We start from the raw sequence: 24874 nt of genomic DNA, 5'->3' as shown, positions 1-24874 counted from the left end.
TTATATATAAAGGGGGAAAAGCTGCTGAAATCAGTAGTTTTTCCCCTTTATATTCTCTCTATTTCTTTAATGTGAATCCGAATTTATCCCATGCTTGTAAATAGTCTAGTAAGAAAATCTCTTCTTCTACAATTCGACCAACTACATTTGTTTTTCCTGTATTCACCATATCTTTTAATGCAATTTGTAATTCACCTTTATACTGGCCATATTGTTCATTATCAATTAATAAATCTCCACGCTTAATTTCGCGCGTATTATGAGGTTTAAATTCTTCTTTTTTATATTTCACACGACTTTGTGTAGAACGAATCATATATTCAGATACATCTCCGCGATAAAAATGTGGTTCGTCTAATACGATAATTCTTTCTAGTTTTGTCGTTGTATCATATAGTTCTATATCAAATGTTTGCTTCTCTTTATTTAATGCACCTAGTGCTTGTAATTCTTCTTCTGACGCATATGCGTTTGCAATAATAACATCATCAATTAATTCAGTCGCAAATAAATGCTTCGCCTGTGTTGTCATCGGTAATTCACGATGCTGCTCTAATGTACATAACCCTTCTGTTACTGGCCAAGGTCCGTATGTTGCATCAAATGATGAAATAAAAGCTGCCGTTCTCATACCGTAATCTTTAAATTGTTTCGAGCATTTAATGAAATGATCGTATGATAACCCTGAATAACGATGCGGATAAAAATTATGACAACCAATTAAATTTTCACGATTTGGTCTATGACTCATAATGTTATCTACATACTTCGTACCATTGCTCATATTAATCTCAATTTTCAAACCATACGGATTATAAGTCATAATTGATTCTTCTAATCCTGAGAAACCGACATCTAAACGAATACCGTACGCACCTAATTCATGGAAGAATGATAAATCATTATACGAAATACCTAATTGTTCAAAAACAGATGGACTAATATCAACTAATACTTGGAACCCTAATGCATTCGCATGAGAGATCGTTTCTTTAAATTCTTCTATAATTTTCTCTTTTTCTCCATCCACAGATAATAAACATGTGAACACACGTGTAAATCCATATTTACTTGCTAATGTTAAATACTCCTTATCTTTCTCTACTGTTGAATGTTCTGGATAAATAGAAATACCTAATCGTCTCATATGTACACGCCTCTTTCTTCATCATATTGTAAACCTTTTCAAATATATGTAGTGAAAAAGTATATATCCCCTTCTTGTTCACTACTCTTTTGAATCCGCTTTCTTTAAAGAAAAAACAATTTCTATCATTCTTAACACCTACAAGTCTATACATCTATACTTTACATCTTTTTTTCATAGTTGTGTAGCTTTTACACAAATTTGTCAGTTTTTCATCTTAAAAATTGTTATCCGTTTTCAAGACACCTTCCTTGACTGTTGCATTGGCCAATACATATACTCGAAAGAAAAGAGAAAACTTTATATAGGGGATGAATATATGGGAGAAGCAATACTCGTAAAACGAGAACCGTTATGGACAAAAGAGTTTGTTGCTTTAATTTTTGCAAACTTATGTATGTTTTTAGGGTTTCAAATGTTAATTCCAACCTTACCTGTTTATGTGAAAGAAATTGGTGGCACAAGTTCCAATATCGGATTTGTTGTCGGCATGTTTACCGTTGCGGCACTTTTTGTTAGACCGCTAACTGGGAATGCCTTGCAAAAATTCAATAAAAAAATCATTTTAATGATCGGTACTGCTATCTGTTTACTCGCTATGGGCAGTTACCTTTTCGCCTCAACTATCTTTCTCTTGCTTGCTGTTCGTATTTTACACGGAGCTGGTTTCGGTATTACAACGACTACATATGGAACTGTCGTTTCTGATTTAATTCCCTCAGCTCGCCGCGGAGAAGGCATGGGATATTTTGGCCTTTCTGGAACAATTGCAATGGCCCTCGGTCCACTTATCGGACTATGGCTTATGCAAACATATAACTTCACAATTCTTTTTTTATGTGCATTATCGTGCACAATTGTTTCATTAATATTAACGAAACTACTTCAAATCCAAAAATCGAAACAGCCTCCACAACAATCATCTAGTACTTTTCTCGATGGATTTATTGAGCGTAAAGCTTTACTTCCTTCATTATTAATATTATGTATTACATTAATGTACGGAGGAATCGGAAGTTTTATCACTCTATTTGCTACAGAAGTCGGCATAGCTGATATTAGTCTCTTCTTTTTATGTAACGCACTAGCAATCGCTGTAACTCGTCCATTCTCTGGAAAGCTATATGATGCGAAAGGCCATACATTCGTCATCATTCCGGGAGTTATTATAACTTTTACAGGCATTATTTTATTGTCGTATACGACGACAATTCCGAGCTTAATTATTGCTGCAGCATGTTACGGAAGTGGTTTTGGAGCAATCCAACCTGCACTACAAGCATGGATGATTGACCGCGTAGCACCGCATCGACGCGGTGTAGCAACGGCTACATTCTTCTCCGCATTTGACCTTGGAATCGGCGCTGGAGCGATTATTTTTGGATTTATTGCTCACTTTACAAACTATGCAACTGTATATCGTTACTCCTCTCTATTACTTATTGCTTTTCTCTTCATTTACATTACAAGCATAAGAAAACAAAAGCATGGCGGTAAAAACAAGGAAAAAGCTGCTGGATAATTCAGTGGCTTTTTTATCGTGTTAAAAGAATTGTTTCCCCTCATGTTACTGTTATAAAACTACATGCATTTTCCTACATATTTTTTTAACTTTCATCAAAAAATATACGATGAACTCGCAGACGCTTTCCTTGATATTCAAATGAAAAACACTATTCTAAAGAGTGTGATTTTTTACAAAATTAAGATTTACACATGATGAAAACCAATAAAATACAGCTGTTTCTTTAAGGTATTGTAAACTTTTCTACCCTTTGTAAATTTAGTGTAAATTTTACTAGCAAATCGTTTACAGTGACTCAAGGTTCAGTTAATAATTACATCGTACATGAAATTTAAGGAGTGGAATGCGTGGAATATAATGTTCAAGATATGATCTTCCAGTTCATTGGTGGATTAGGTATTTTCTTATTCGGGATTAAATACATGGGCGATGGACTGCAACAAGCAGCTGGAGATCGTCTTCGTGATATTCTAGATCGTTTTACAACAAACCCACTCATGGGTGTACTAGCAGGTATGTTAGTTACGGTATTAATCCAATCCAGTTCAGGAACAACCGCTTTAACAGTCGGACTTGTAAGTGCAGGATTTATGACATTAAGACAAGCAATCGGTGTTATTATGGGTGCAAACATCGGTACGACAGTTACTGCATTTATTATCGGAATTAAAATCGGAGAATACGCTCTCCCAATTATGGCGGTTGGAGCTATCTTATTATTCTTCTTTAAAAATAAAAAAGTACATTCTTTAGGTCAAGTTATATTCGGCTTTGGTATGTTATTCTTCGGTTTGGAATTAATGAGCACAGGTATGAAACCTCTTCGCTCTTTAGAATCATTCCAAGAATTAACGGTTAGTATGAGTGATAACCCAATTTTAGGAGTTGTTGTCGGTACAGTCTTTACTTTAATTGTACAAAGTTCAAGTGCAACTATCGGTATTTTACAAGAACTATTCGGTCAAGGTGCAATCGATTTACAAGCTGCCCTTCCTGTATTATTTGGTGATAACATCGGTACAACAATTACAGCTGTATTAGCAGCAATCGGTACTTCTATTGCCGCAAGACGTGCAGCATTAGTTCACGTTATCTTTAATATCGTCGGTACAATTATATTTACGATTTTATTAGTACCATTTACAAGCTTAATTCAATATTTCCAAACATCATTAAACTTAAATCCAGAAATGACAATTGCATTTGCACACGGAACATTTAACATAACAAATGCAGTTATTCAATTCCCATTCATCGCTGTATTAGCATGGATTGTAACAAAACTTATTCGCGGCGAAGATTCTGCTATTGATTTCAAACCGCAGCATTTAAACCCAATTTTTATTGAGCAATCTCCAGCTATCGCTTTAACAGAAGCTCAAAAAGAAATTATCCGTATGGCTGAGTTTTCATTACATGGATTAAAAGAAGCAAACCAATTTTTAAATACACAAGACAAAAAACACGCTGACATGGCTACTCAATTAGAAGGAGCTATTAACAATTTAGATAAAAAAATTACCGAGTATTTAGTTTTACTATCAGAAAAGCCGCTTTCGCCTACAGATTCTGAAAAACATTCCGTTTTAGCAGGTGTTGTTGGAGATATTGAACGTGTCGGTGATCATGTAGAAAACCTTGTAGAACTTGTAGATTTCCAAATTTCAAACCGTGTTTCACTATCAGACGAAGCATTAGCTGAATTAAATGAAATGCTGGAATTAACAATTTCAACACTACAAGACTCAGTTGAAGCTTTAACAAACTTCGATACTGAACTAGCTCAAACTGTTATTGCTAAAGAACGCAAAATCGACCAAATGGAACGTGTTCTTCGTAAACGTCACGTATTACGTCTAAACGAACGCAGCTGTTCAGGTGATGCAAGTATCATCTTCGTCGATATGGTAAGTAACTTAGAGCGCATTGGCGATCACGCTGTAAATATCGCTGACGGTGTTTTAGGCGAACAAGGAAAAATCAATTTAAAACAATCATTATAATAAGAAAGAGACGCTAACGTAAGCGTCTCTTTCTTATTATATTTTAACAACTGTTCTTCCCTTTAACTTTCCTTGCAATATAAGTGTAAACTTCTCCTCTAATTCTTCTAATGTACATTCTCCTGTATAAGATCTTAACTCTTTATTACTCCATTCATTTGCTAAGAGCGTCCACACATCACTTCTCACATCTGCTGGACATTGCACAGAATCTATCCCTAAAAGGCTTATGCCTCGTAAAATAAACGGATATACCGTTGTTTGTAATTCCTGGCCTGCCACATTACCGCATGTCGTTACACAACCACCATACTTTACTGTTTTTAAAGCTGTTTCTAACATACGTCCACCTACAGTATCAATAACTCCGGCGTATATCCCTTTTAACATCGGTCTTCCTGATTCATCATTCAATTCCGCGCGATGAATCACTTTTTTCGCTCCTAGACGTAGTAGCATATCTTCCTCTTCCATTTTTCCTGTCGCTCCTACTACGTTAAACCCCAACTTACTTAATATACTAACAGCTACACTCCCTACGCCGCCTGTAGCACCCGTTACTAAAACATCTCCCATATTAGGCTTGATTCCTGCTCCAATAAGCTTATATACCGACAAAGCCGCAGTAAAACCTGCTGTCCCATACATCATACTTTCCTTTAATGACATTCCTTCTGGTAAAGGCACGACCCAAGATGATGGCACGCGAATATATTCTCCGAAACCACCAGAGGTATTCATACCTAAGTCATATCCCGTTACAATAACTTGATCTCCTGCCTTAAAAGAGTTATCTTCACTACTCACAACTTCTCCTGCAGCATCAATTCCCGGCGTATGAGGATATGTTCTCGTAACACCTTTATTACCAGTAGCTGAAAGAGCATCTTTATAATTTAATGAAGAATAATGAACTTGTATAAATACGTCTCCCTCAGGTAAACTACTTACTTCTCTCTCAACAACTTTTCTTACAAACTGATGATTTTCCTTTTCGTTCACAACGATTGCTCGGAATGATGTATGATTCATTATGCTCTCTCCTTTATTCGTCAAATTCTTCTTTATTATATAGAAGAAATAAGTAAGCTTACTCATTTCTTCTTGGCTATATTTCAACAAATCTTACTTCCCTATCACTTTCTCATAATATATATTTTCATTTCTACTAAAAGCCCTTATACTTATTCTACATCTGACAAATAATATATAGAAAATCTGACTTTTTATAAATATATTGAATTTTTACGAAATGTAAATGTTTTGTAATGTTTTTTTTCGCTAAATTTCATTATAATAAGTGGATATGAGTGTCGTATTTCAATCCAAATGAAGGAGTACAGGAAATGGAGCAAAACCCATCTTTGCAAGAAAATACACGCAATAAACCGAAAAAAAATAAGAAAAAAATAAAAATTATTATAAGCGCTATACTATTCGTTTTATTAATAGGCGGCGGTTATACTTGGTTTTTAGTAAATAAAGCATCTTCTGCTGTTCGCAATGCCGCACACGATTTAGCACGCGGTGATAAATCTGATTTACGAGATAAAGCTGTAAAACCTATTACAAATAACGTCTCTGTTTTAATAATGGGTGTTGATGAAAGCGATGTCCGAGGAAAAGAATATGGTGAAGCTATAAGAACAGACGCGCTTTTGCTTGCAACATTTAATAAAGATAGCAAAACTGTTAAACTATTAAGTATCCCACGTGACACATATACTTATATTCCAATAGAAAAGAAAAAAGATAAAATTACACACGCTCATGCATTCGGTTCTGCTAAAAACGGAAAAAATGGTGGACCACAAGCAAGCATTGATGCAGTTGAAAAATTAATGAATGTTCCTGTCGATTATTTTGTAAAATTCAACTTTAAATCATTTATAAAAATCGTCGATGACTTGGGCGGTGTTGAAGTTGATGTACCAGTTGAATTTACTGAGCAAGATAGCAATGATAATGCTGAGGCTATTCACCTAGAAAAAGGTGTTCAAAAGCTAAATGGCGAAGAAGCTCTTGCTCTTGCTAGAACAAGACACATCGATAGTGATGCCATGCGTGGACAACGTCAACAACTCGTTATCGAGGCTATTTTAAAGAAACTAACAAGTGTTGGTTCTGTAACAAAAGTTGGCAACATCATTGATGATATTAACGGACAATTCGTTACAAACTTAACATTTGATGATATGCTTTCATTCTATAAATATGGATCGGATTCGGAAATTGAGAAATTACAAATCCAAGGTGATGATTGCTATATGGCAAAAGGTGACGATACATGTAGCAAATCTGCTGGTGGTGGTCGAACTTACTACTACAATCCAGATAAAAAAGAATTAGCTAATGTTACAAATGAACTTCGTACTCATCTTGGGCTACCTGCATATACAAAGTCTGACTCAGACTCTGATTCGAAAAAGACAAAAGAATCTAAGTCTGAAAATTCAAGTGAACGCGAATCAAGTAACAATGAAGTGAAAAATAAGAACAAAAATAGCAGTGAAGATACAGAAACATCGTCTAACGACAATGAATAGTAAAGAAGCAGTACTCTATGGAGGTAGAGTACTGCTTCTTTTTATTTCTTCAGAATCAAAAATCAGAACTTTCTAACTATCTTTTTTAATATTTTTAAATTATAATAAATAGTAGCAATCTATTCCAATTATCAGGGGGCTCATACATATGAAAGCTGCAGTAAAACATAACATCTCAGATTTTAAAGACTACTTAAAATCCAACGATATATACATGGAAGAAAATATAGATGAAAATGATGGCTCTGTTCATTTTTCAGTAGGATTAGAGACAGAAGCTGGCGCAAAAATTCAACTTATCGCTGCTTTCCAAAACGAACATCCTACGGTAGATATATACTGCTTCAATGTTGCTCACGTGCCTGATGCAACATCAACAAATGATATTTTACATGTCATCAATGAATTAAATACATCTTATCGCTTTGCAAAATTCACATTAAACAAGCAAAATGCAATTGATATTTCAACATCTCTTGCATTCTCAGAACCAAACTTTAATCCAGCACTTGTCTTTGAACATACGAGAATGCTATATAAATTAGCAAATGACGAATATAAAAACTTAATGAAAGTGATTTGGGCGTAAATAAAAGGATGGGCTGCAAGCAGCGCCATCCTTTTACTTCGATATCATATCAATCCACATCTTAATAGCTGTACCTACAATCAAAATCGATAACATATATTGCAGCGCTTTTTGATTGATTTTCTTCCCGACTCGTGCTCCAAGTGGCGCAGCAAATATACTTGCAACCGCAATAATTAGAGCTGGAATTACAACTACTTGTCCAGTAATCACTTTTCCAGTCGTAATCCCTACTGAGGAAATAAACGTAATAGCGATAGATGTTGCTATCGTCATGCGCAATGGTAATTTTAAAATAACTAGCATAATAGGAACTAAAAGAAATGCACCGCCAGCCCCAATAATACCGGAAACACCTCCTACAATAAATGCTAACAAACTTGCTAACCATTTATTATAATGAACTGCTCCGCTATTATTTTTCTTCGGTACAAACATCATAATAGCAGCAATTGTGGCTAAAGCTGCATAAACAACATTGACCGTATGTTCCGCTAATACGTTAGCACCAAAACTTCCTATGAAACTTCCTATTAATATACTAGCTCCCATATATACAACTAGCGTTTTATCCATATCATTACTTTTCCGATAGGCCCATGCCCCTGCAAAAGTTGCAAAGAATACTTGCACCGCTGTAATACCGCTCACTTCATGTGATGTATAGCCAGAAAATCCCAGCAATACCGGAATGTATAAGATCATCGGATAATTAATAATCGCACCGCCAATTCCAACCATTCCTGATATAAACGATCCTATAAATCCAATTATAAAAAGTAATACGACTAAGCTCATCTTACATCCCCTCCCTTCTAGAAAGAAGATGAATTAAATGAATAAGTTTACATTTCCATCCGAAGCATCTGCTAAATAAGCTCCTACTCCTGCAAACTCTACCCCTTCCATAATCTCTTCCTCTTTTAACCCTAATAAATCTACTGTCATTTGACAAGCGACAAGTTTAATCCCCTGTTCTTTCGCCAAATCGATTAAATCTGGTAAAGGCATCGCATTATGTTTTTTCATAATACCTTTAATCATCTTTGGTCCCATACCTGCAAAATTCATTTTTGATAATCCCATCTTATCCGCACCGCGTGGCATCATTTTTCCAAACACTTTTTCTATAAAAGTTTTCTTTACCTTCACATGCTCATCTTTCCTTAAAGCATTTAATCCCCAAAAAGTATGAAAAATAGTTACCTCTTGATCATACGCCGCTGCACCATTTGCAATAATATAAGCAGCCATTGCTTTATCATAATCTCCGCTAAATAAAACGATTGTTGTTTTCTTCTGTTGTTCCATGTTGTTCTCCCTCCGATTACCTATAAGGGTATTTCATCATTTATAAAAAGGTTCAAATCATGTATCTCTGTACTATACGACTTTACCTTCCCATGCTAACATACCACCTACCATATTAATTGCTTGAAAACCGTAGCTCTCTAAAAACTGAACTGCTCGTGCACTTCTTCCGCCAGAACGACAAACGATAATATACTCTTTCTTTTTATCCAACTCATGCATACGAAACTCTAATAGTCCTAGTGGAATATTACACGCTTCTGGAATTTTCCCTTCGGCTACTTCTTCTACTTCACGTACGTCCACGATATTTACTGCTTCTTTACGTAACAATTTTTCTTCCAATTCTTTTACTGTCATTTCTTTCATTTTAAATTCCCTCCTCACAAACCATTCATACCGCCTGAAACATTGATAACGTGCTGAAATCCTAATTTCTTTAATACCTTTGCTGCTTGCTTACTTCTCATCCCGCTCTGACAAATAACAATTACTTCCTTATTTTTATCTAACTGATTTGCCTTACTCGCTAACTCATTTAGTGGGATATTTTGAAACCCTTTCATATGATTCCCTCTATACTCACCTACTGTACGTACATCGATAAATTGTTTATTCTTTTGCCCCATCATACGTTTTAAATCTTTTCCTGAAATATTTTTTACTCCTCTAACTGGTAAGAAGCGAGAAATAATAAACCACGATACAAGTACAATTAAGATTACATTCAATATTGTCTTTACATCCATAAAACTATTTAAACTCCTTCTATGCCTTTTTCCCGTCCAAATATATACTATAGCTTTGAATATGGAACCCTTTCTTTCTTAAAAAACGAACACTTAAATTCCGATCCACTTTATTATGAACAATAAGATGCAAAGGCTTATTTGGTATTTCATGATAATACCGTTTTAAATACGCATACGGTATACACATAATTCTAGAAGTGTTATCACTGTGACTCTCTGTATAATTGCGTACATCTACAACAACACTTTCCATTTTCCTTACTTGTTCTAACGAAATATATGCAACATTTAAAACCGGAATGTAACGTTTTACTAAACTTCCTAGCATCGATACTATTAGAGATATAACTATATAAGACATATATGATTATCCTCTTTACTTTCAATAATAAGCAGAGGATGTAATCTTCCACTTATTATTGAACCGCTATGCTTTCTTGATCCAGAACTTTAATTCACCAGATTCTTCCGTGTGTTTTAACACTTCATGACCGCCTTTTTGTGACCATGCTGGAATATCTTTAATCGCACCTTTATCTGTTACGTGTACTTCTAACACTTCCCCCGATTGTAATGCTTCCATTGCTTTCTTTGTTTTTACAATTGGCATTGGACATGCTAATCCTTTTACATCTAATACTTCTTTCACTTTCATCTTGTTTGCCTCCTATTTTTATAATTAAGCTTTCTTAATCCAGAACTTTAATTCGCCTTCTTCTTCTGTATGCTTTAACACCTCATGACCGCCTTTTTGTGACCATGCTGGAATATCTTTAATCGCACCTTTATCTGTTAAGTGTACTTCTAACACTTCCCCCGATTGTAATGCTTCCATTGCCTTCTTCGTTCTTACAATTGGCATTGGACATGCTAATCCTTTTACATCTAATACTTCTTTCACTTTCATCTTATATACCTCCTATTTTTATTACATTTAAAATCGAATTAATTATGAACAGCACAACGGTTTGGACCAATCTCCATTTCACGCTCTTCGTCTTGACTTGGATTTAATCGCCCCATATTTGTTTGACGAATTTCTTGATATGCATTCGGTTGTGGTGGTAAATTCTCCGTTACAACTTTACGAAACTCTCCCTCATCCTCAATATTTAATCCTGCATTATACGCAAATAAATCTTTTAATTTAGCACTAACAATACCACTCTCGTCCATTTCACTTATTTTTGAATAATGAGCCGGTAACACAACTAAGTTTTGAGATAGTTCTTTATATCTGCTATACAAAGTAGTACGTAAATCACTTACCCAATCTTCAGCTTTCCCAGCAAGGTCTGGACGTCCAATTGAATCTACAAATAAAATATCACCTGATAATAAATAGGAATCATCTACAATAAATGACGTACTTCCAATCGTATGCCCCGGTGAGTATAATGCATCAATTTCAATTTTAGTACCCCCCACCGTAATAACAGATCCTTCAACAAGTGGTTTATATGAGAACACAACTTCCTCTGCATCTTTTGGCGGTAACCAATACGTACCACCTACTTTTTCCGCTAACTTACGTCCGCCAGAAATATGGTCTGCATGTAAATGTGTATCCATTACATTCGTAATCGTAACGCCATGCTCTTTCGCAAACTCTTCGTACGCTTCAACTGTTCTTACTGCATCAATAACTGCTGCTTCACCGTTTGAAATAACCATATATGATAAGCAACCTTTTCCAAGACGGTTAAACTGATACATACTTCCGCCATCTTTTAAATCTCCCACTTTTATAGGCTTTACATATTCACTCCAAGCCTTCATACCACCAGATAAATAGTAAATATTTTCTAATCCAGCCTCTGTTAATTGCTCTGCTACAAATATAGAAGACCCTTCTTTTGCACATACTACTAAAACATCTTTATCTTTAGGTAGTTCACTGACAATACGATCTACACCCTCTAATAAATCAAAGTACGGCACATTCATTGAAGTAACTTCTTTTCCTTCAATTTTCCAACCTTCATAATCCGCCTCATTACGAACATCTAAAATAAACAACTCTCCGAATAAAACTTTCTCTGCAACATCTTTTGCTTGTAATGCTTTAACATTCATCTCATTACCCCCGTAGGTATATTTTTATTTAAAAAATTTTATTTTTCCACATTCCCTTTCCACTCTAACATGCCTGGGATGACATTTTTCACATTTGCATAACCTTTCTCTTTCAACATGTGACAAGCTACATCACTACGGTTACCAGTTCGACAAACGACGTAAATTTGCTTCGTCTGATCTAATTCCGCACTACCAAGTTCGCCTAATGGAACTGAAATAGCCGATGGAATATGACCAAAAGCGAATTCCGCCGCTTCACGAACATCTACTATAATACACTCTTCACCACTTAATACTATCTCTTCCAATTCAGCATTCGTAATTGTATGAGGATATTTCACAATTTCATTCACTTCATGCTCGTTTGCTTTCCTAACATAATGCACCAATACATTATCCTCGTGTTTCGTCCCGATATATTGATGTCCTACTTTACCCGCCCAACTTTTTATATCTACCGTAGATCCTTTATCTGTTGCCTGAACTTCAATCACTTGCCCTGGTGCTAATCCTTCTATCGCCTTCTTCGTTTTCACAATCGGCATCGGACAAGCCAACCCTTTACAATCTAAACTCATATCCACTTTTATATTCATAGTCGATTCCTCCATAATTTATATACATATACCTGTAGGGGTATATTAAAATGTTTTTGAAAATCTGTCAACAATTATGTCTGACAGATTATCGGCTTTTTACAAGTAATTGAACAGCTTCTTTAATTAACTCTTCATTTGAAGCATTACCGCTTTCAAACTGCTCACGCAAACATTGCTCTAAATTTGTCCCAACAACAAGTCCAATTGTACGATCAAGTGCAGAACGAGATGCCGTTAACTGTGTAATAACCTCTCGGCAATCTTTTCCTTCTTCCATCATACGAAGTACACCACGAACTTGACCTTCAATACGTTTCAATCTATTTTTCATATCTTGATTATATTCCATCCTATAATCACCTCATTACCATTATGTCACTATTTATAACCTATGACAATATATTATACCCTATAGGGTATTTTGTAAACCCCTATTTTTAATATTTATCTTATATGTTCACAAAACAAGAAGTGAAACCTTACTATATAGGCTTTCATCTTCCACCAAATTTTGAAGTGGAAGATGAAAAAATATTAATATACAACACGTTCTGGTACTACTGTTCCGTATAATTTAAAGCCACCATCTAAGTTCTTTACCTTATATCCTTTTTCCATTAACATGCGCGCTGCAACATACCCTCTCATACCAAGTTGGCAAGTGATATATATTTCTTTGTCCATTGGCACTTCATCCAATCGATCACGTAATTCATCTAACGGAATATTAATAGAACCTTTCATCATTCCTTGTTTGAGTTCATTCGGCTCTCGAACATCAATAAGATACCCACCATTTTCAACAATACGATCTATTTCATGCCATTGTACTGTGTCCACGAAACCATCTACTATATTACTTGCTGCATACCCCACCATGTTTACTGGGTCTTTTGCAGAAGAATAGGGCGGGGCATATGATAATTCTAAATCCGGCAAATCGATTACAGTTAAGTTTGCCTTCATTGCCGTTGCGATAACATCAATACGTTTATCTACACCGTCACGCCCTAACGCCTGCGCCCCATACATTTTTCCGCTTTCTTTATTAAAAATTAATTTTATTAGCACTGGCGTAGCATTCGGATAATATCCTGCATGCGAATTCGCCTGTACATGTACTACCTCATAGGGTATATTTAATCGTTTTAATATTTTCTCATTTACTCCAGTCGAAGCAACTGTTAAATCAAAAACTTTAGCCACAGAAGTTCCCATCGTACCTTTATATAAAGAATCTGTATGGCCATGAATAATATCTGCTAACATGCGACCTTGACGATTAGCTGGCCACGCTAAAGGAATCATTGTCTCTGTTTCTGTAACAAAATCTTTCACTTCAATCGCATCACCAATTGCATATATGTGCGGGTCCGACGTTTGAAAACGCTCATCTACCTTTATCGTTCCTTTAACTCCTAGTGCTAACCCTGCATCCTTCGCTAAACTACTCTCTGGTTGCACACCAATTGCTAAAATAATCATATCTGTCTTTATGATTGAACCACTTTTTAAACGTACAACAGTCCCGTGCTCTTCTAACGCATCTACACCGTCTTCTAAAACAAGCTCAACATTGTGATTTCTCATATGTTCATGTACGTATGCTGCCATTTCATAATCGATTGGTGGCATTACTTGATTCGCCATCTCTACAAGAGTAACATCAATTCCTCGTTCTCTTAAGTTTTCAACCATTTCCACTCCAATAAATCCGCCACCAATAACCGTCGCATGACGTGGTTTCTTCTCATCAATATACGCTTTTATACGATCTGTATCAGGTACATTTCGTAACGTAAACATCGCCTTCGCTTCTTCAATACCCGGAATAGGTGGAACAATTGGTTTTGCCCCTGGTGAAAGAATTAAAATATCATATTCCTCGTTGTATGTTTCATTTGTAGTTACATTCTTTATCGTAATTGTTTTCTCTTCTTTATTAATCTTTACTACTTCACTCAATACACGTATATCTAGATTAAAGCGCTTTGACATTCTTTCAACAGTTTGTACTAATAACTTTTGTCTTTCTGTAATAACACCGCCAATATAGTATGGTAAGCCACAATTTGCAAATGAAATATATTCACCGCGCTCCACCATAATAATTTCATCTTCTTCACTTAAACGACGAAGCCTTGCAGCTACTGATGCCCCGCCAGCAACTCCGCCTACTACAACAATTTTTCTAGACATATTTCAAACCTCCATGTTATTTATTATTTGATTTCCTCATGCATTAAACAAAAACCTATACCTGTATGGGTATATGATAGAGTATAAAAAATTTAATTTCAATCAATATGTCTTTCTTTCACAAATTTGAAACAAATAAAGTGAAACTTTAATCATCCCTCACCAATCGGGCTTTTACGGACAGTTAATCCCCCACCTAACTTCTTTGCTTCCGCTGAATTTTGAGGTGGGGGTCTTACTGCCCGGCAAATAGCGAGATAAAAAAGAACTTAGATATCTCCAAGTTCTTTTACGTATAGTTCTATAACTTTCTGTACGATTAAACCAATGTATAAATACGTGTTTTGAAAATTTAAATACACCTGTATTTAAATTTTCAAAATCAATTGCTTCTTCACATAAGGTTAGATCCATTCCACGTAAAATTCTTTAATGCCACAACCTGAGAAAACGAATCCCAATGGACTCTTTTTCTACAATGATATATTTATTTTTTTCGTTGCACCTCTATCATTAATCATAACCATCTGTATCTCGTTATTTGGCAAAAATACGATATATTTTCCCGTTCTCACATTCCTCCAAATAACTTTTCCTTCTTCGTCTGTTTTCCCTATTGAGATCCCAATTTCTTTACTGGGTTCAGGTGATTCGTCTTTCATAAGTATAATTTCAAAATCTTTTATTGGCTGTTTTTCTTTATTTTTTACGTGAAAAGTTACAGAATTAACAACCTTACTAAACTTCTTTTCATTATTTGCTATAGAACTAGACATTATGATTATGACCAGTACACAACATAAAATCCATAAAAGCTTATTATATTTATTCAGACCATTTTTTAAGATTATTAAAAACATCGTCTGTCACCCGGTTTCCAGAATTCCAAGAATTACTTCCTACTGTATGGGTAGCTATTATTGTTACACCCGTGCGAGAATAGTCATGATATACGGGTGCTCCACTTTGACATCCATAAGTGTCCATCCTATATGTTAAAATTCTAGGACTAGTGCCTTCAATTGGTCCATAATCTGTCCACATAGTATATTTTTCATTTCCTACTTTATCACACGGATACCCTGGAACTACTGCGAGTAACCCCTTTGGAGACTCTACATTAGTAGTTCTATATCCTAACCACCCTGTATAATCTCCAGGAGATCCATTTAATTTAATGGCTCCATAATCAAATTCCGAATCTCCATCATCAGTCCATCCACTTACTGAATAAAGCTTTGTCCAACTATAAGGCAAATACGGTGCTTGGTTTCCATTTCTACCAGGAGTCACAATAACATTTTTTGCCCATCCACCAAGCTTTTTATTGTAAACACAGTGCCCAGCTGTAAATACTGTATCTTTACTAATTAGCGCTCCTGTACACCCATAAACCTCTTGTCCATTAAATTGAATTACTGTGTGTACTATAGCCCTATAAGGATACAAAGTTGTATCAGTAACTCTAATTCGATCATCTCTTCCTATTATAGAATGTGTAAGGATATTAGATGGATAATTAAAATTACTGTCTCTTAATAAGTATCCCCAATCTTCCCCACCATGTTTACGCCCTTCAAATGAAGGTGAAACAAGATCTTCTCCCCTTCGATCATTACTATACAAAGATTGTTCTTGAAAAAGTACACGTTCTCCCTCATTTGAAACTGATGTCCACGGTACATCTTCTGCATACACCTTCTGATTCACCAAAAATACTATACAAAAAAAGATAAAAAGAACACCAAAACTATAAAGAGCCAACCTACATCTTATAGAAATAAAGCTATACAACATAACTTACCTCCTATACAAATGATAGCGAACAATTGAAGATCCCTTTATAAATTCTAGTTTTTCTTTTTTTAAAAGTCAACGTAATTAATAATGATAATCATTATTAATTACGTTGACTTAACAAAATCACACAATTAGTCATATTCTTTACTCTGCGTTCAAAAATCTGTCTCATTAAAGTTTCACCATATTACATAAATCCATAACCTTTTTCACAATCAACTCCGCAGTATTCTCTCCCGGTGGCATTAACAAATTTGTAACTGTTCCATACACAATAGGACTTAATTCTACTTCATATCCGCCATATGCATATTCGTCTTTTGTCGGTAAATAACCAAGATATCCGTTCATATATCCACCAAAGAAAGCCAATTCATTTTGAAGGCTCTCTTTCATTTCTAAGGCAGTTTCTGAAAAAGGTTCCATCGGTATACCTGAAAACATACCATCATTAACTTGAAACAGTTGCACTTCTAAATCAATACTTAACCGCCGAATACCTTGCCTATATTTCTCTAAAACGATAGTAAGCCATTCTTCCGTATTTACGCCCCACTGCTTCTCAGCTAATCGAGCCATGCTTCGTATCTCATCAATTTCAGGAATATCATTCAACTTCATTTGCACCGTACTTGAAACTGTCCTTAAATTTAAAATTGGGCTATATGTAACTGCTGGCAACATCGTTAATATATGTCCACTAAGTATGTAAGCCATTTGTTTTAACGCTTCACTTGAACCGCGATACTTTGCATTTACATTACCAGCAGCTCCTTGCACAATAATAACAGGACAGTTTACGATTTTCTCAAGAATCTCTCTCGTCATTCCAGGATAATCTGCTGATAATACATCGCTATCACCTTTTAAAACATTCGGATGCGCAGTACAAAATACTAAAACCCCAGATAACTCCTTCGTTTCAGCATCTCTTATTGCTAACATACCAATTCGTTTATCTACAACACCATCTATATTTGTTCCCATCTTCGCTTTTCCATCAGATGTTCTCTCTCTTCGATTGACCCCAATATCACCTGTCGTAACACTCCAGCCAACTTCACATCGCTTCAAGTTTTTATTAGCAGTAACAGCACCTTGCACCACATTATTTACTAAAATCGTTTTATACGACTGTACGAGCGAATTATCACCGACCGTTTCTGGACCAGAGTGGGTATGTGTATAAACAACTGTTATTCGCTCAAATGGAACATGAAGCCTACTTGCTACTCGCTCACGAATCATATTCGTATCTTCTACTAACATTCCAATATTATCAATACTTATAAACACAGTTTTCATTTCATCTTTTTCAAATACAAAAACTGTCCCATAAATACGCTCTTCAATATTATTTATTCCTGTCTCTCTATGATATCCGACAAAATCAATACCTACAGGCGGCGTAATATCAACCTTGCATACCCCTACTTTGCTCATTTTAATCGCTCCATTTCTCTATATAACTCCCTTTTTTCAAGAATAGCATATTTTTCCTATTTTAAATAAAAAAGAACGGACACAGTATCCTATGTCCGTTCTTCCCCTCACACATACTTCCGATGCACCATCTTCCCATCATAAGAAAACACAACGCCCTTACTCTCCACAATGGACTCCATATGCACCGTTCTTCCCCATAATTGATGAAGATATGGCAGTACTTTTTCTAAGTATTTTAAATCGAGCTCGATTCCTTCGTAACTATGTTTAATGTACAATTCTCCGTTCTTTAAGTAGTCTCCATCTTCTACTACTAAGTACGGGAACCCACCATTTGTCCGCATATTTACGAGTTGATCACGCACATTCTCCCATTCTTTATCTATTACTTTATATTCTTTTCCTTGGCGCTGGAATAAGTACATATCTTCTCGCATAACAAGATCTTTATTTAAGTAGTTTCTTAAGAACGATACGTCCCACTCAATTTCACGTACTTCAAAAATTTTGTCTCGACCAGATCCTGGTTTTACACCGCGTCGTTTCATTTCTTCTGTCGGGTTGTTGTAGCGCTCCTCTATATCTTCAAACATTTTAATACCGAGGTAGTATGGGTTAATGCTTGTTTTTGATGGTTGAACTACACCTGCATTAAGCTTTGCAAATTCAATCGCTTCAGAAGATGTTAAGTCCATTTCACGGAGTATGCGTTGATGCCAGAAGGAAGCCCAGCCTTCATTCATAATCTTCGTTTCAAGCTGTGGCCAGAAATATAACATTTCCTCGCGCATCATCGTTAATATGTCGCGCTGCCACTCTTCTAGCTCACGGCTATATTCTTCAATAAAGAGGAGTAAATCTTTTTCTGGCTGCGGTGGGATTTTCTTCTTTTTATGCATATTAGGTCGTTCCCTCTTTTTGTTTCGATCATCTAAATTCCATAAATCATCGTACTGTGATATCTTCTTCTTTTCTACATCCTCTTCTAAATCTCCAATACTCCAAGCAAGTTTCGGACGCATAAGCGATGGATCAATATGTTCTTGAATGGCAAGTACTGCATCCAAGAACGTTTCTACCTCTTCTCTTCCATACTTATGTTCATACGCCTTCACACGATCTGCTGTCGCTGCCATACTCTCCACCATATCGCGTTTCGTATTAGAGAAACGAATATTATTTTTGAAGAAATCACAGTGCGCTAAAACGTGCGCTACAATTAATTTATTTTGAATTAAAGAATTCGTATCTAATAAAAAGGCGTAACATGGATCAGAGTTAATAACGAGTTCGTATATTTTACTAAGACCTAAATCGTATTGTAATTTCATTCTGAAAAACTGTTTTCCAAAACTCCAATGTGAAAACCTCGTCGGCATCCCATATGCACCGAATGTATAAATAATTTCCGCTGGACATACTTCATAACGCATCGGATAAAAATCAAGCCCAAATCCAGTCGCAATTTCCGTAATTTCCGCAATCGCATATTGCAGTGCTTTATCGTCACTTGCTCTCATTATTTTCCCTCCTTACACTTTCCCTTAAGAAAGTGTATGATGAAGAACAAGCTTTCATGAGGATTGATTGCATAATAAAAAGACACCCCCGCAAAAACGAGAATGTCTCATCTATTAACCTTCAATAATCTCCATCTTCTCCGTAATCGGAGTACGAGCTTTTCCTTCTGGCGCTTTATCGAAATAGCCCAGGTGAAGAATTCCAACGATACGTTGACCTCTTGTTAAACCGATTCCTTCTATAAATAATGGATTGTAGTTTAATCCGCCTGATTTCCAAACGCAACCTAATCCGCGTTCCCAAGCAAGAAGTTGGAAGTTTTGCATAAATGCACATGTTGCAGCGTAATCTTCATCACGTTGAATTTGACGCGGATCTTCATTTATATATACAACGATTTGTGCAGGCGTGTTTAAGAAACGATCTGATAAAATTTTACCGCGTTTCGCTCTTTCTTCTTCTGTGAAAGAGTTTAATACTGCATCTACTAATTTCTTGCGGCCTTCTCCGATGTATAGTTTACAATTCCATGGTTCACGGTGCTTATGATTTGGTGCCCATGTTGCATCGTTTAATAGTTCAATTAATAGATCTTTTTCTACTGCTTTGTCTGTAAATGTACGAACAGAGCGCCTTTCTTTAATCACATTAGCGATGGAAGTATATGTAGTCATATTTATCTCTCCCTTATTTTTATCTATATGTATAATTTTATCTTCATTATTGATATTGATTTTCAATTTCGATTATACCTTAGTTTTTTACTATTAATCAATGTTTTATGTTGGAAAACTTCTAAAAACGTCATTCCATGCTGTGAATAAAAAAACTTAACTTGTTCACAAGTATTTCACATTTTATGGAAATGATATGTGTACAGTTTTCCACACTATCCATCTAGGAGGAGTTTACATGTACAAAAAAATCGCGGTAAGTATGACTATGACAGCATTATTATGCGGAGCAATTATCTTCCCGGCTTCCGCTGCCACACCGAAAGAAGTAACAATGCATCACCATAAACCAATTTCAGAAGAAGAAATGCAGTCGCTAGAAAAGCTCGGCTATAACAAACATGAAATTTGGAAAGCTGCTCACATTGCAAGAATCAGTAAACAAGAAATAAAAGATGTTTTATCTTACTATAAGCAAAATAAATCTTGGGAGAAAACAGCCGAGCATTTCGGTGTAGATCCAAGTAAGCTGAAAAAGCATCATATGAGTAAAGAAACAAAGCAAGCACTGCTACAACAGTTAGCAACTATGCAAAAATCCACACCGGATCAGCTAAAGCAAAAAATGAAAGAATATAACATCAAATTGCGTCATCTTACTGTGTTAACAATCATCTCTCAAAAAAGCAATACCCCTCTTGATGATGTATTAAAAATGAAAAAAGATGGAATGGACATTAAACAAATTGCCGAAAAATTAAATGTAAAAAGAGAAGATATACGAGCGGAAATGATGAAATTAGTGAAGTCTATTAAAGAACAAAAAACAAATTAAAATGCTAAAAAGGAAGAGCCATTCACCACTCTTCCTTTTCTTTATGAACTTTCAATTTTTAAGTATAAATTCCCGTCTTTCCCAAAAACTAACACAAGTAAATGATGTAAGTTAGGGGTGAGAAAATGTTCGGTTTATCATCTAAGAAATCAAAAAAGACTAATACAAAAACACTTTGTTCTATCCCAGAATTTATACAAACCATGAAAGAATCAAGCGATTTTGTCTCTTATAACATACTTAAAGATGAAACGTTGTGCTTATTTTATTATAAATCTGTCGTGGAAGCACTTATTATTAAACAATTCATTTTAACTCCTATAAAAAAGGAATCGGAACAAATCCAAAACATCTCTGATTTATGTAATATCATCTCTATTGAAGACATTATTACCTCCCCTTCTATTGATGATATTCGTGAAAAATTATTAGGTGGATATATTTTAATACGCTTAAAAAACAATTCGAATCCTGATCAATATGCTTTAATTCGTGCCGAAAGTACTGTTTTAGGAAAACGATTATATAACGATACAGAAAATGAGTATAGCGTAATCGGGCCTAAAATCGGTTTCGTTGAAAACCTTGATACAAATATCCACTTATTACGCCGAAATATCGTAACGGAGCAACTCATTTTTAAAGAAGTTACCGTCGGATCTATATCAAAAACGAAAGTAGCAGTTGCTTATATAGAAGGAATTACAAATGAACAATTTGTCAACACCGCACTTCAACGGCTAGAAGACATTGACTTTGATGTCCCATTTGATTCAACTATGATTGAGCAATTTATTAGTGATAATAGCAATTCACCTTTTCCTGTTCTATTACCTACAGAACGATTAGATCGAGCTGTATTTGCATTAATTAACGGGGAAGTTTTAATTTTAACAGATGGCTCTCCATATGCTTTATCAGGACCAACAACGTTACTGGATTTTTTCATTTCACCAGAAGATTATTATTTACCGTGGATGATTGGATCGTTCTTTCGTATTATTCGTTTTTTCGGAGCTATATTTTCTCTTTTTTCCTCCGCTATTTATACAGCGGCTTTAACATATCATTATCAAATGATTCCTGCCGATTTACTAGGTCCTATTATTTTCTCGAGAGCTAACGTACCTTTCCCTCCTATTCTAGAAGCACTCTTTTTAGAAATTACAATTGAATTGCTTCGTGAAGCTGGAGCGCGTTTACCGACAAAAGTCGGACAAACGATTGGGATTGTTGGGGGGATTGTAATTGGACAAGCATCTGTTGAAGCAGCTTTAACAAGTACAATTTTATTAATTGCAGTTGCTTTATCCGCCCTTGCATCTTTCACAACACCGACTGTAAAGATGTCTTCTACTATCCGGTTGTTACGCTTTCCGCTTATTCTTTTAGCTGGTGCATTCGGAGGATTAGGCCTCGCTGTCGGATTTGTATTTATTTTAGCTCATTTAATTAAATTAAAATCACTTGGATCACCTTATTTATTACCTTTATATCCATTTCGTGGTTTAGGTACAGCAGAAGGTTTTCTTCGATTACCATTTAGCCAAACGGCTCAAAGACCTTCTTTTCTTAGACCAAAATCAAAATGGCGCTACAATCCAAACAAATCGAAGCAAAAACGTGATGGTGAGAATGAATGAAGAAAATTTTATTGCACCTTATCATTATCTTCTTCGTTTTACAAACTGGCTGTACACAAACGTATATAGTGGATGCACAGCGTATTATTCATATTGCTGGATTTGACATCACAAAAAACAAAGGATTCCAAGGAACTATTCTGTTCCCAGAGTACACACATGGTGTAAAGTCTAAGCCAGAGACTCAAACAACATCTGCCCGTTCACTTGAAACAATTGCTTCACGATTGAATGCGAAATCTCCTCACAATGTTGTTGTAGGTCAAATGCGTGTCGTCCTATTTGGAAAGGCTCTAGGAGAACGCGGAATGGGAGAGATTATTACTAACTTACAACGTGACCCAAATATCGGGCGTGATGTACAACTAGCAATTGTAGATGGATCGGCTGAAGAGCTTTTAAATTACGGAAAAAAAAATGGGTCTTTATATATTGCTGATTTACTCGAGCAAAATATAAGAAATGAGAACATTCCACAAACTGAATTAAACATTTTTTTATATAATTATTACTCTTCTGTATGTGATGCCTATGTTCCTTATATTAAAATGGACGATAATCATTCCGTCGCTGTCAAAGGACTTGCCTTTTTAAAAGGCGATAAAGTCGTCATGTATACGGATAAAAGACATTCTGTTTTAGCAAAATTACTTATTAATCCTACGAAAAATGGACGTTACGAAGCAGCAATAAAAAAGGATAAGCATAAAGGTATGGTTGTTATACAAAACTTAGCCGGAGAAAATAAGTATGATATAGATCAAACTGGCGACATACCAAAAGTAAAAATCAATTTAAAATTAAATGGATTAATTAAAAACTCTCCTAATTGGATTGATCTAAGAAAAAAAACAAATATCAATTATATAAAAAAACAAATTGAACGAAATGTCGAAAAAGACTGTGAAGATTTAATAAAACAATTTCAAGAAAAGGAAATTGATCCGTTAGGAATACGAGATGAAATTAGAAGCCATACGAGAAAATGGAATATAAAACAAATTCGAAATATGTATAAAAATGTAGCGGTAGATATAAATTTAGATCTTAATATTGTACAATCTGGAATCGGAGAATAGTGAGGTGAAATGAGCAATGAATACAATGAATAAGACAAAAACTGTCTCTCCATATTTTGCATTTATTTTATTGCATTCTCTCCAAATCGGCATAGGAATTCTCGGATATCAACGTGTAATTTTGAAAAATGCAGGTTATGATGCTTGGATTTCTCTTATTATTGCGGGGATTGCAACTCATATTGTACTATTTTGTATGTTAAAAATGCTTGAAAAAGACGGAGATTTAATTAGCATTCATACAACAACTTTTGGAAAATGGGTTGGCTCTATATTTTCTGTAATTTTCACTCTTTATTGCTTATTATTTTGCCTTACTGTTCTTCGGACATATATGGAAGTAATACAAGTTTGGATTTTCCCTACCATTAAGTTATGGAAACTTACGCTTATGTTTTTATTAGTCACTTACTACATTATAAAAGGCGGCTTTCGCTCTGTGACAGGGATATGCTTTTGGGGTATTGTGCTGCCTATTTTCGTTGTGTTCTTTTTAATCTATCCGATGAAGTATGCACATTTTCGTAATATTTTACCTATTTTTACGCATTCACCTTTTGACATGCTTATATCTGCAAAACACTCCGCATTGGAATTTCTGGGATTTGAAACAATTCTTATCTTTTATCCCTTTATTGAAAAAGGAAAATCTTTAAAGCGATGGGCCCATGCTGGAATTGCTTTTAGCACTTTAATTTATGTGATTTTAGCTATCGTATCTTTTATGTATTATAGCGAGGGACAATTACACCGTACTATTTGGCCTACTTTAACGATGTTAAAAATAATTAAAGTTCCTTTTATTCAGCGCTTTGAATATATTATTATTTTCGTTTGGTTTTTAATTATTTTACCAAACCTTTGCTTAACCATTTGGTCATCATGTCAAACGATGAAGCGTTCCTTTCATATTTCATTTAAATTTACATTACCGTTTTTTATTTTCATCATATTTTCAGCTTCTCTGTTTTTCACAAACCGTGAAAGTATCAATACATTAAATACCGTACTATCTCAAGCGGGTTTATATATTGTATACGCTTATATCCCGATTTTATTTTTGTTTCATTCACTAAGATGGCACTTCAAAAATCGTTCAAAAAAAACTTCTCCCTAGGTGTCCCTT

The 24874-nt window shown here is 35.2% G+C and carries 26 protein-coding genes; 8 read left to right on the top strand and 18 right to left on the bottom strand.

Annotation, left to right across the window (positions count from 1 at the left end; all coding sequences use genetic code 11):
• Positions 1–58: 58 nt before the first annotated feature.
• Positions 59–1147, bottom strand: a complete 1089-nt coding sequence (locus NST86_RS04070; protein WP_016117200.1) for a DUF871 domain-containing protein — start codon at positions 1145–1147, stop codon at positions 59–61.
• 319 nt (positions 1148–1466) lie between these two features.
• On the opposite strand from NST86_RS04070, the gene NST86_RS04065 reads away from it, so the two are divergent.
• Both NST86_RS04065 and NST86_RS04060 read left to right on the top strand, forming a co-directional pair.
• On the top strand, positions 1467–2669 hold the full coding sequence (locus tag NST86_RS04065; RefSeq protein ID WP_000503238.1) for an MFS transporter: 1203 nt from the start codon (positions 1467–1469) through the stop codon (positions 2667–2669).
• Between the two features lie 350 nt (positions 2670–3019).
• Entirely contained in the window at positions 3020–4675 is a 1656-nt protein-coding gene (locus tag NST86_RS04060) for a Na/Pi cotransporter family protein (RefSeq protein ID WP_000456264.1), read from the top strand.
• Between the two features lie 36 nt (positions 4676–4711).
• On the opposite strand, the gene NST86_RS04055 is transcribed toward NST86_RS04060, so the two are convergent.
• Positions 4712–5707: a YhdH/YhfP family quinone oxidoreductase gene (locus NST86_RS04055; protein ID WP_086423995.1), complete on the bottom strand. Its 996-nt coding sequence runs from the start codon at positions 5705–5707 to the stop codon at positions 4712–4714.
• 314 nt (positions 5708–6021) lie between these two features.
• Here NST86_RS04055 and NST86_RS04050 point away from each other — a divergent pair, with 314 nt between their 5' ends.
• Both NST86_RS04050 and NST86_RS04045 read left to right on the top strand, forming a co-directional pair.
• Positions 6022–7221, top strand: coding sequence for an LCP family protein (locus NST86_RS04050; RefSeq protein WP_000437391.1), 1200 nt, complete (start codon positions 6022–6024; stop codon positions 7219–7221).
• 148 nt (positions 7222–7369) lie between these two features.
• A complete protein-coding gene (locus NST86_RS04045; protein ID WP_000642362.1) occupies positions 7370–7810 on the top strand; it encodes a hypothetical protein in 441 nt (146 codons plus the stop codon).
• Positions 7811–7843: 33 nt separating this feature from the next.
• On the opposite strand, the gene NST86_RS04040 is transcribed toward NST86_RS04045, so the two are convergent.
• The 16 genes from NST86_RS04040 to NST86_RS03965 all read right to left on the bottom strand — a co-directional run bounded on the left by NST86_RS04040 (position 7844) and on the right by NST86_RS03965 (position 20191).
• On the bottom strand, positions 7844–8608 hold the full coding sequence (locus NST86_RS04040) for a sulfite exporter TauE/SafE family protein (protein WP_086423994.1): 765 nt from the start codon (positions 8606–8608) through the stop codon (positions 7844–7846).
• A gap of 33 nt (positions 8609–8641) precedes the next feature.
• Positions 8642–9121 carry a DsrE/DsrF/DrsH-like family protein gene (locus NST86_RS04035; RefSeq protein ID WP_000437728.1) on the bottom strand — a complete coding sequence of 160 codons (480 nt, stop codon included), beginning with the start codon at positions 9119–9121 and terminating at the stop codon, positions 8642–8644.
• 72 nt (positions 9122–9193) lie between these two features.
• Positions 9194–9490 (bottom strand): rhodanese-like domain-containing protein, encoded by a 297-nt coding sequence (locus tag NST86_RS04030; RefSeq protein ID WP_000661816.1) that lies wholly within the window; start codon positions 9488–9490, stop codon positions 9194–9196.
• A 14-nt stretch (positions 9491–9504) separates the two neighbouring features.
• Positions 9505–9870, bottom strand: a complete 366-nt coding sequence (locus NST86_RS04025) for a rhodanese-like domain-containing protein (RefSeq protein WP_000382694.1) — start codon at positions 9868–9870, stop codon at positions 9505–9507.
• Between the two features lie 19 nt (positions 9871–9889).
• A complete protein-coding gene (locus NST86_RS04020; protein ID WP_000120509.1) occupies positions 9890–10234 on the bottom strand; it encodes a hypothetical protein in 345 nt (114 codons plus the stop codon).
• 66 nt (positions 10235–10300) lie between these two features.
• Entirely contained in the window at positions 10301–10528 is a 228-nt protein-coding gene (locus NST86_RS04015) for a sulfurtransferase TusA family protein (RefSeq protein ID WP_061664795.1), read from the bottom strand.
• Between the two features lie 24 nt (positions 10529–10552).
• Positions 10553–10780 carry a sulfurtransferase TusA family protein gene (locus tag NST86_RS04010; RefSeq protein WP_016117194.1) on the bottom strand — a complete coding sequence of 76 codons (228 nt, stop codon included), beginning with the start codon at positions 10778–10780 and terminating at the stop codon, positions 10553–10555.
• 38 nt (positions 10781–10818) lie between these two features.
• Positions 10819–11949 carry an MBL fold metallo-hydrolase gene (locus NST86_RS04005; RefSeq protein ID WP_001101019.1) on the bottom strand — a complete coding sequence of 377 codons (1131 nt, stop codon included), beginning with the start codon at positions 11947–11949 and terminating at the stop codon, positions 10819–10821.
• Positions 11950–11987: 38 nt separating this feature from the next.
• Entirely contained in the window at positions 11988–12563 is a 576-nt protein-coding gene (locus NST86_RS04000) for a sulfurtransferase TusA family protein (RefSeq protein WP_001999122.1), read from the bottom strand.
• Positions 12564–12636: 73 nt separating this feature from the next.
• Positions 12637–12900 carry a metal-sensitive transcriptional regulator gene (locus tag NST86_RS03995; RefSeq protein ID WP_000456205.1) on the bottom strand — a complete coding sequence of 88 codons (264 nt, stop codon included), beginning with the start codon at positions 12898–12900 and terminating at the stop codon, positions 12637–12639.
• 185 nt (positions 12901–13085) lie between these two features.
• Positions 13086–14750: a CoA-disulfide reductase gene (cdr, locus tag NST86_RS03990; RefSeq protein WP_016117192.1), complete on the bottom strand. Its 1665-nt coding sequence runs from the start codon at positions 14748–14750 to the stop codon at positions 13086–13088.
• 473 nt (positions 14751–15223) lie between these two features.
• Positions 15224–15610: a DUF2606 family protein gene (locus tag NST86_RS03985; protein WP_000478585.1), complete on the bottom strand. Its 387-nt coding sequence runs from the start codon at positions 15608–15610 to the stop codon at positions 15224–15226.
• The gene (locus NST86_RS03980) at positions 15576–16547 is read right to left on the bottom strand and encodes a trypsin-like serine peptidase (protein WP_140159094.1); all 972 of its coding nucleotides are present in this window, start codon (positions 16545–16547) and stop codon (positions 15576–15578) included. The genes NST86_RS03985 and NST86_RS03980 overlap by 35 nt, the downstream gene beginning before the upstream one ends.
• A gap of 174 nt (positions 16548–16721) precedes the next feature.
• Complete coding sequence (locus NST86_RS03975; protein WP_000048708.1) at positions 16722–17993, bottom strand: neutral/alkaline non-lysosomal ceramidase N-terminal domain-containing protein; 1272 nt, start codon at positions 17991–17993, stop codon at positions 16722–16724.
• Positions 17994–18100: 107 nt separating this feature from the next.
• Positions 18101–19516 carry a stage V sporulation protein SpoVR gene (gene spoVR, locus NST86_RS03970; protein ID WP_001202724.1) on the bottom strand — a complete coding sequence of 472 codons (1416 nt, stop codon included), beginning with the start codon at positions 19514–19516 and terminating at the stop codon, positions 18101–18103.
• A 114-nt stretch (positions 19517–19630) separates the two neighbouring features.
• Positions 19631–20191: a nitroreductase family protein gene (locus NST86_RS03965; RefSeq protein ID WP_000214816.1), complete on the bottom strand. Its 561-nt coding sequence runs from the start codon at positions 20189–20191 to the stop codon at positions 19631–19633.
• 238 nt (positions 20192–20429) lie between these two features.
• Between NST86_RS03965 and NST86_RS03960 the strand changes: the two genes are divergently transcribed.
• From NST86_RS03960 to NST86_RS03945, 4 genes are all read left to right on the top strand, one after another.
• Positions 20430–21026 (top strand): hypothetical protein, encoded by a 597-nt coding sequence (locus tag NST86_RS03960; protein WP_000276998.1) that lies wholly within the window; start codon positions 20430–20432, stop codon positions 21024–21026.
• A 125-nt stretch (positions 21027–21151) separates the two neighbouring features.
• Complete coding sequence (locus NST86_RS03955; protein WP_000467493.1) at positions 21152–22669, top strand: spore germination protein; 1518 nt, start codon at positions 21152–21154, stop codon at positions 22667–22669.
• Positions 22666–23748, top strand: a complete 1083-nt coding sequence (locus NST86_RS03950; protein ID WP_000722243.1) for a Ger(x)C family spore germination protein — start codon at positions 22666–22668, stop codon at positions 23746–23748. Before NST86_RS03955 ends, NST86_RS03950 begins: the two co-directional genes overlap by 4 nt.
• 16 nt (positions 23749–23764) lie before the next feature.
• Complete coding sequence (locus NST86_RS03945) at positions 23765–24865, top strand: GerAB/ArcD/ProY family transporter (protein ID WP_086423992.1); 1101 nt, start codon at positions 23765–23767, stop codon at positions 24863–24865.
• Positions 24866–24874 lie beyond the last annotated feature (9 nt).

It is taken from the genome of Bacillus sp. FSL L8-0199, from assembly GCF_038005705.1.
GTDB classification, from domain to species: Bacteria; Bacillota; Bacilli; order Bacillales; family Bacillaceae_G; genus Bacillus_A; species Bacillus_A cereus.
Note: the sequence above shows the minus strand (reverse complement) of the source record. Positions and strands in the feature narration are given on the sequence as shown.

Coding starts and splice junctions, on each gene's coding strand:
- NST86_RS04015 (WP_061664795.1), bottom strand. CDS start 10,528: ATGAAAGTGAAAGAAGTATTAGATGTAAAAGGATTAGCATGTCCAATG.
- NST86_RS04055 (WP_086423995.1), bottom strand. CDS start 5,707: ATGAATCATACATCATTCCGAGCAATCGTTGTGAACGAAAAGGAAAAT.
- NST86_RS04070 (WP_016117200.1), bottom strand. CDS start 1,147: ATGAGACGATTAGGTATTTCTATTTATCCAGAACATTCAACAGTAGAG.
- cdr (WP_016117192.1), bottom strand. CDS start 14,750: ATGTCTAGAAAAATTGTTGTAGTAGGCGGAGTTGCTGGCGGGGCATCA.
- NST86_RS04065 (WP_000503238.1), top strand. CDS start 1,467: ATGGGAGAAGCAATACTCGTAAAACGAGAACCGTTATGGACAAAAGAG.
- NST86_RS04025 (WP_000382694.1), bottom strand. CDS start 9,870: ATGGATGTAAAGACAATATTGAATGTAATCTTAATTGTACTTGTATCG.
- NST86_RS04030 (WP_000661816.1), bottom strand. CDS start 9,490: ATGAAAGAAATGACAGTAAAAGAATTGGAAGAAAAATTGTTACGTAAA.
- NST86_RS04035 (WP_000437728.1), bottom strand. CDS start 9,121: ATGGAACAACAGAAGAAAACAACAATCGTTTTATTTAGCGGAGATTAT.
- NST86_RS03975 (WP_000048708.1), bottom strand. CDS start 17,993: ATGAGCAAAGTAGGGGTATGCAAGGTTGATATTACGCCGCCTGTAGGT.
- NST86_RS04000 (WP_001999122.1), bottom strand. CDS start 12,563: ATGGAGGAATCGACTATGAATATAAAAGTGGATATGAGTTTAGATTGT.
- NST86_RS04040 (WP_086423994.1), bottom strand. CDS start 8,608: ATGAGCTTAGTCGTATTACTTTTTATAATTGGATTTATAGGATCGTTT.
- NST86_RS03960 (WP_000276998.1), top strand. CDS start 20,430: ATGTACAAAAAAATCGCGGTAAGTATGACTATGACAGCATTATTATGC.
- NST86_RS04010 (WP_016117194.1), bottom strand. CDS start 10,780: ATGAAAGTGAAAGAAGTATTAGATGTAAAAGGATTAGCATGTCCAATG.
- NST86_RS04005 (WP_001101019.1), bottom strand. CDS start 11,949: ATGAATGTTAAAGCATTACAAGCAAAAGATGTTGCAGAGAAAGTTTTA.
- NST86_RS03950 (WP_000722243.1), top strand. CDS start 22,666: ATGAAGAAAATTTTATTGCACCTTATCATTATCTTCTTCGTTTTACAA.
- spoVR (WP_001202724.1), bottom strand. CDS start 19,516: ATGAGAGCAAGTGACGATAAAGCACTGCAATATGCGATTGCGGAAATT.
- NST86_RS03980 (WP_140159094.1), bottom strand. CDS start 16,547: ATGTTGTATAGCTTTATTTCTATAAGATGTAGGTTGGCTCTTTATAGT.
- NST86_RS03955 (WP_000467493.1), top strand. CDS start 21,152: ATGTTCGGTTTATCATCTAAGAAATCAAAAAAGACTAATACAAAAACA.
- NST86_RS03965 (WP_000214816.1), bottom strand. CDS start 20,191: ATGACTACATATACTTCCATCGCTAATGTGATTAAAGAAAGGCGCTCT.
- NST86_RS04050 (WP_000437391.1), top strand. CDS start 6,022: ATGGAGCAAAACCCATCTTTGCAAGAAAATACACGCAATAAACCGAAA.
- NST86_RS03945 (WP_086423992.1), top strand. CDS start 23,765: ATGAATACAATGAATAAGACAAAAACTGTCTCTCCATATTTTGCATTT.
- NST86_RS04020 (WP_000120509.1), bottom strand. CDS start 10,234: ATGTCTTATATAGTTATATCTCTAATAGTATCGATGCTAGGAAGTTTA.
- NST86_RS04045 (WP_000642362.1), top strand. CDS start 7,370: ATGAAAGCTGCAGTAAAACATAACATCTCAGATTTTAAAGACTACTTA.
- NST86_RS03995 (WP_000456205.1), bottom strand. CDS start 12,900: ATGGAATATAATCAAGATATGAAAAATAGATTGAAACGTATTGAAGGT.
- NST86_RS03985 (WP_000478585.1), bottom strand. CDS start 15,610: ATGTTTTTAATAATCTTAAAAAATGGTCTGAATAAATATAATAAGCTT.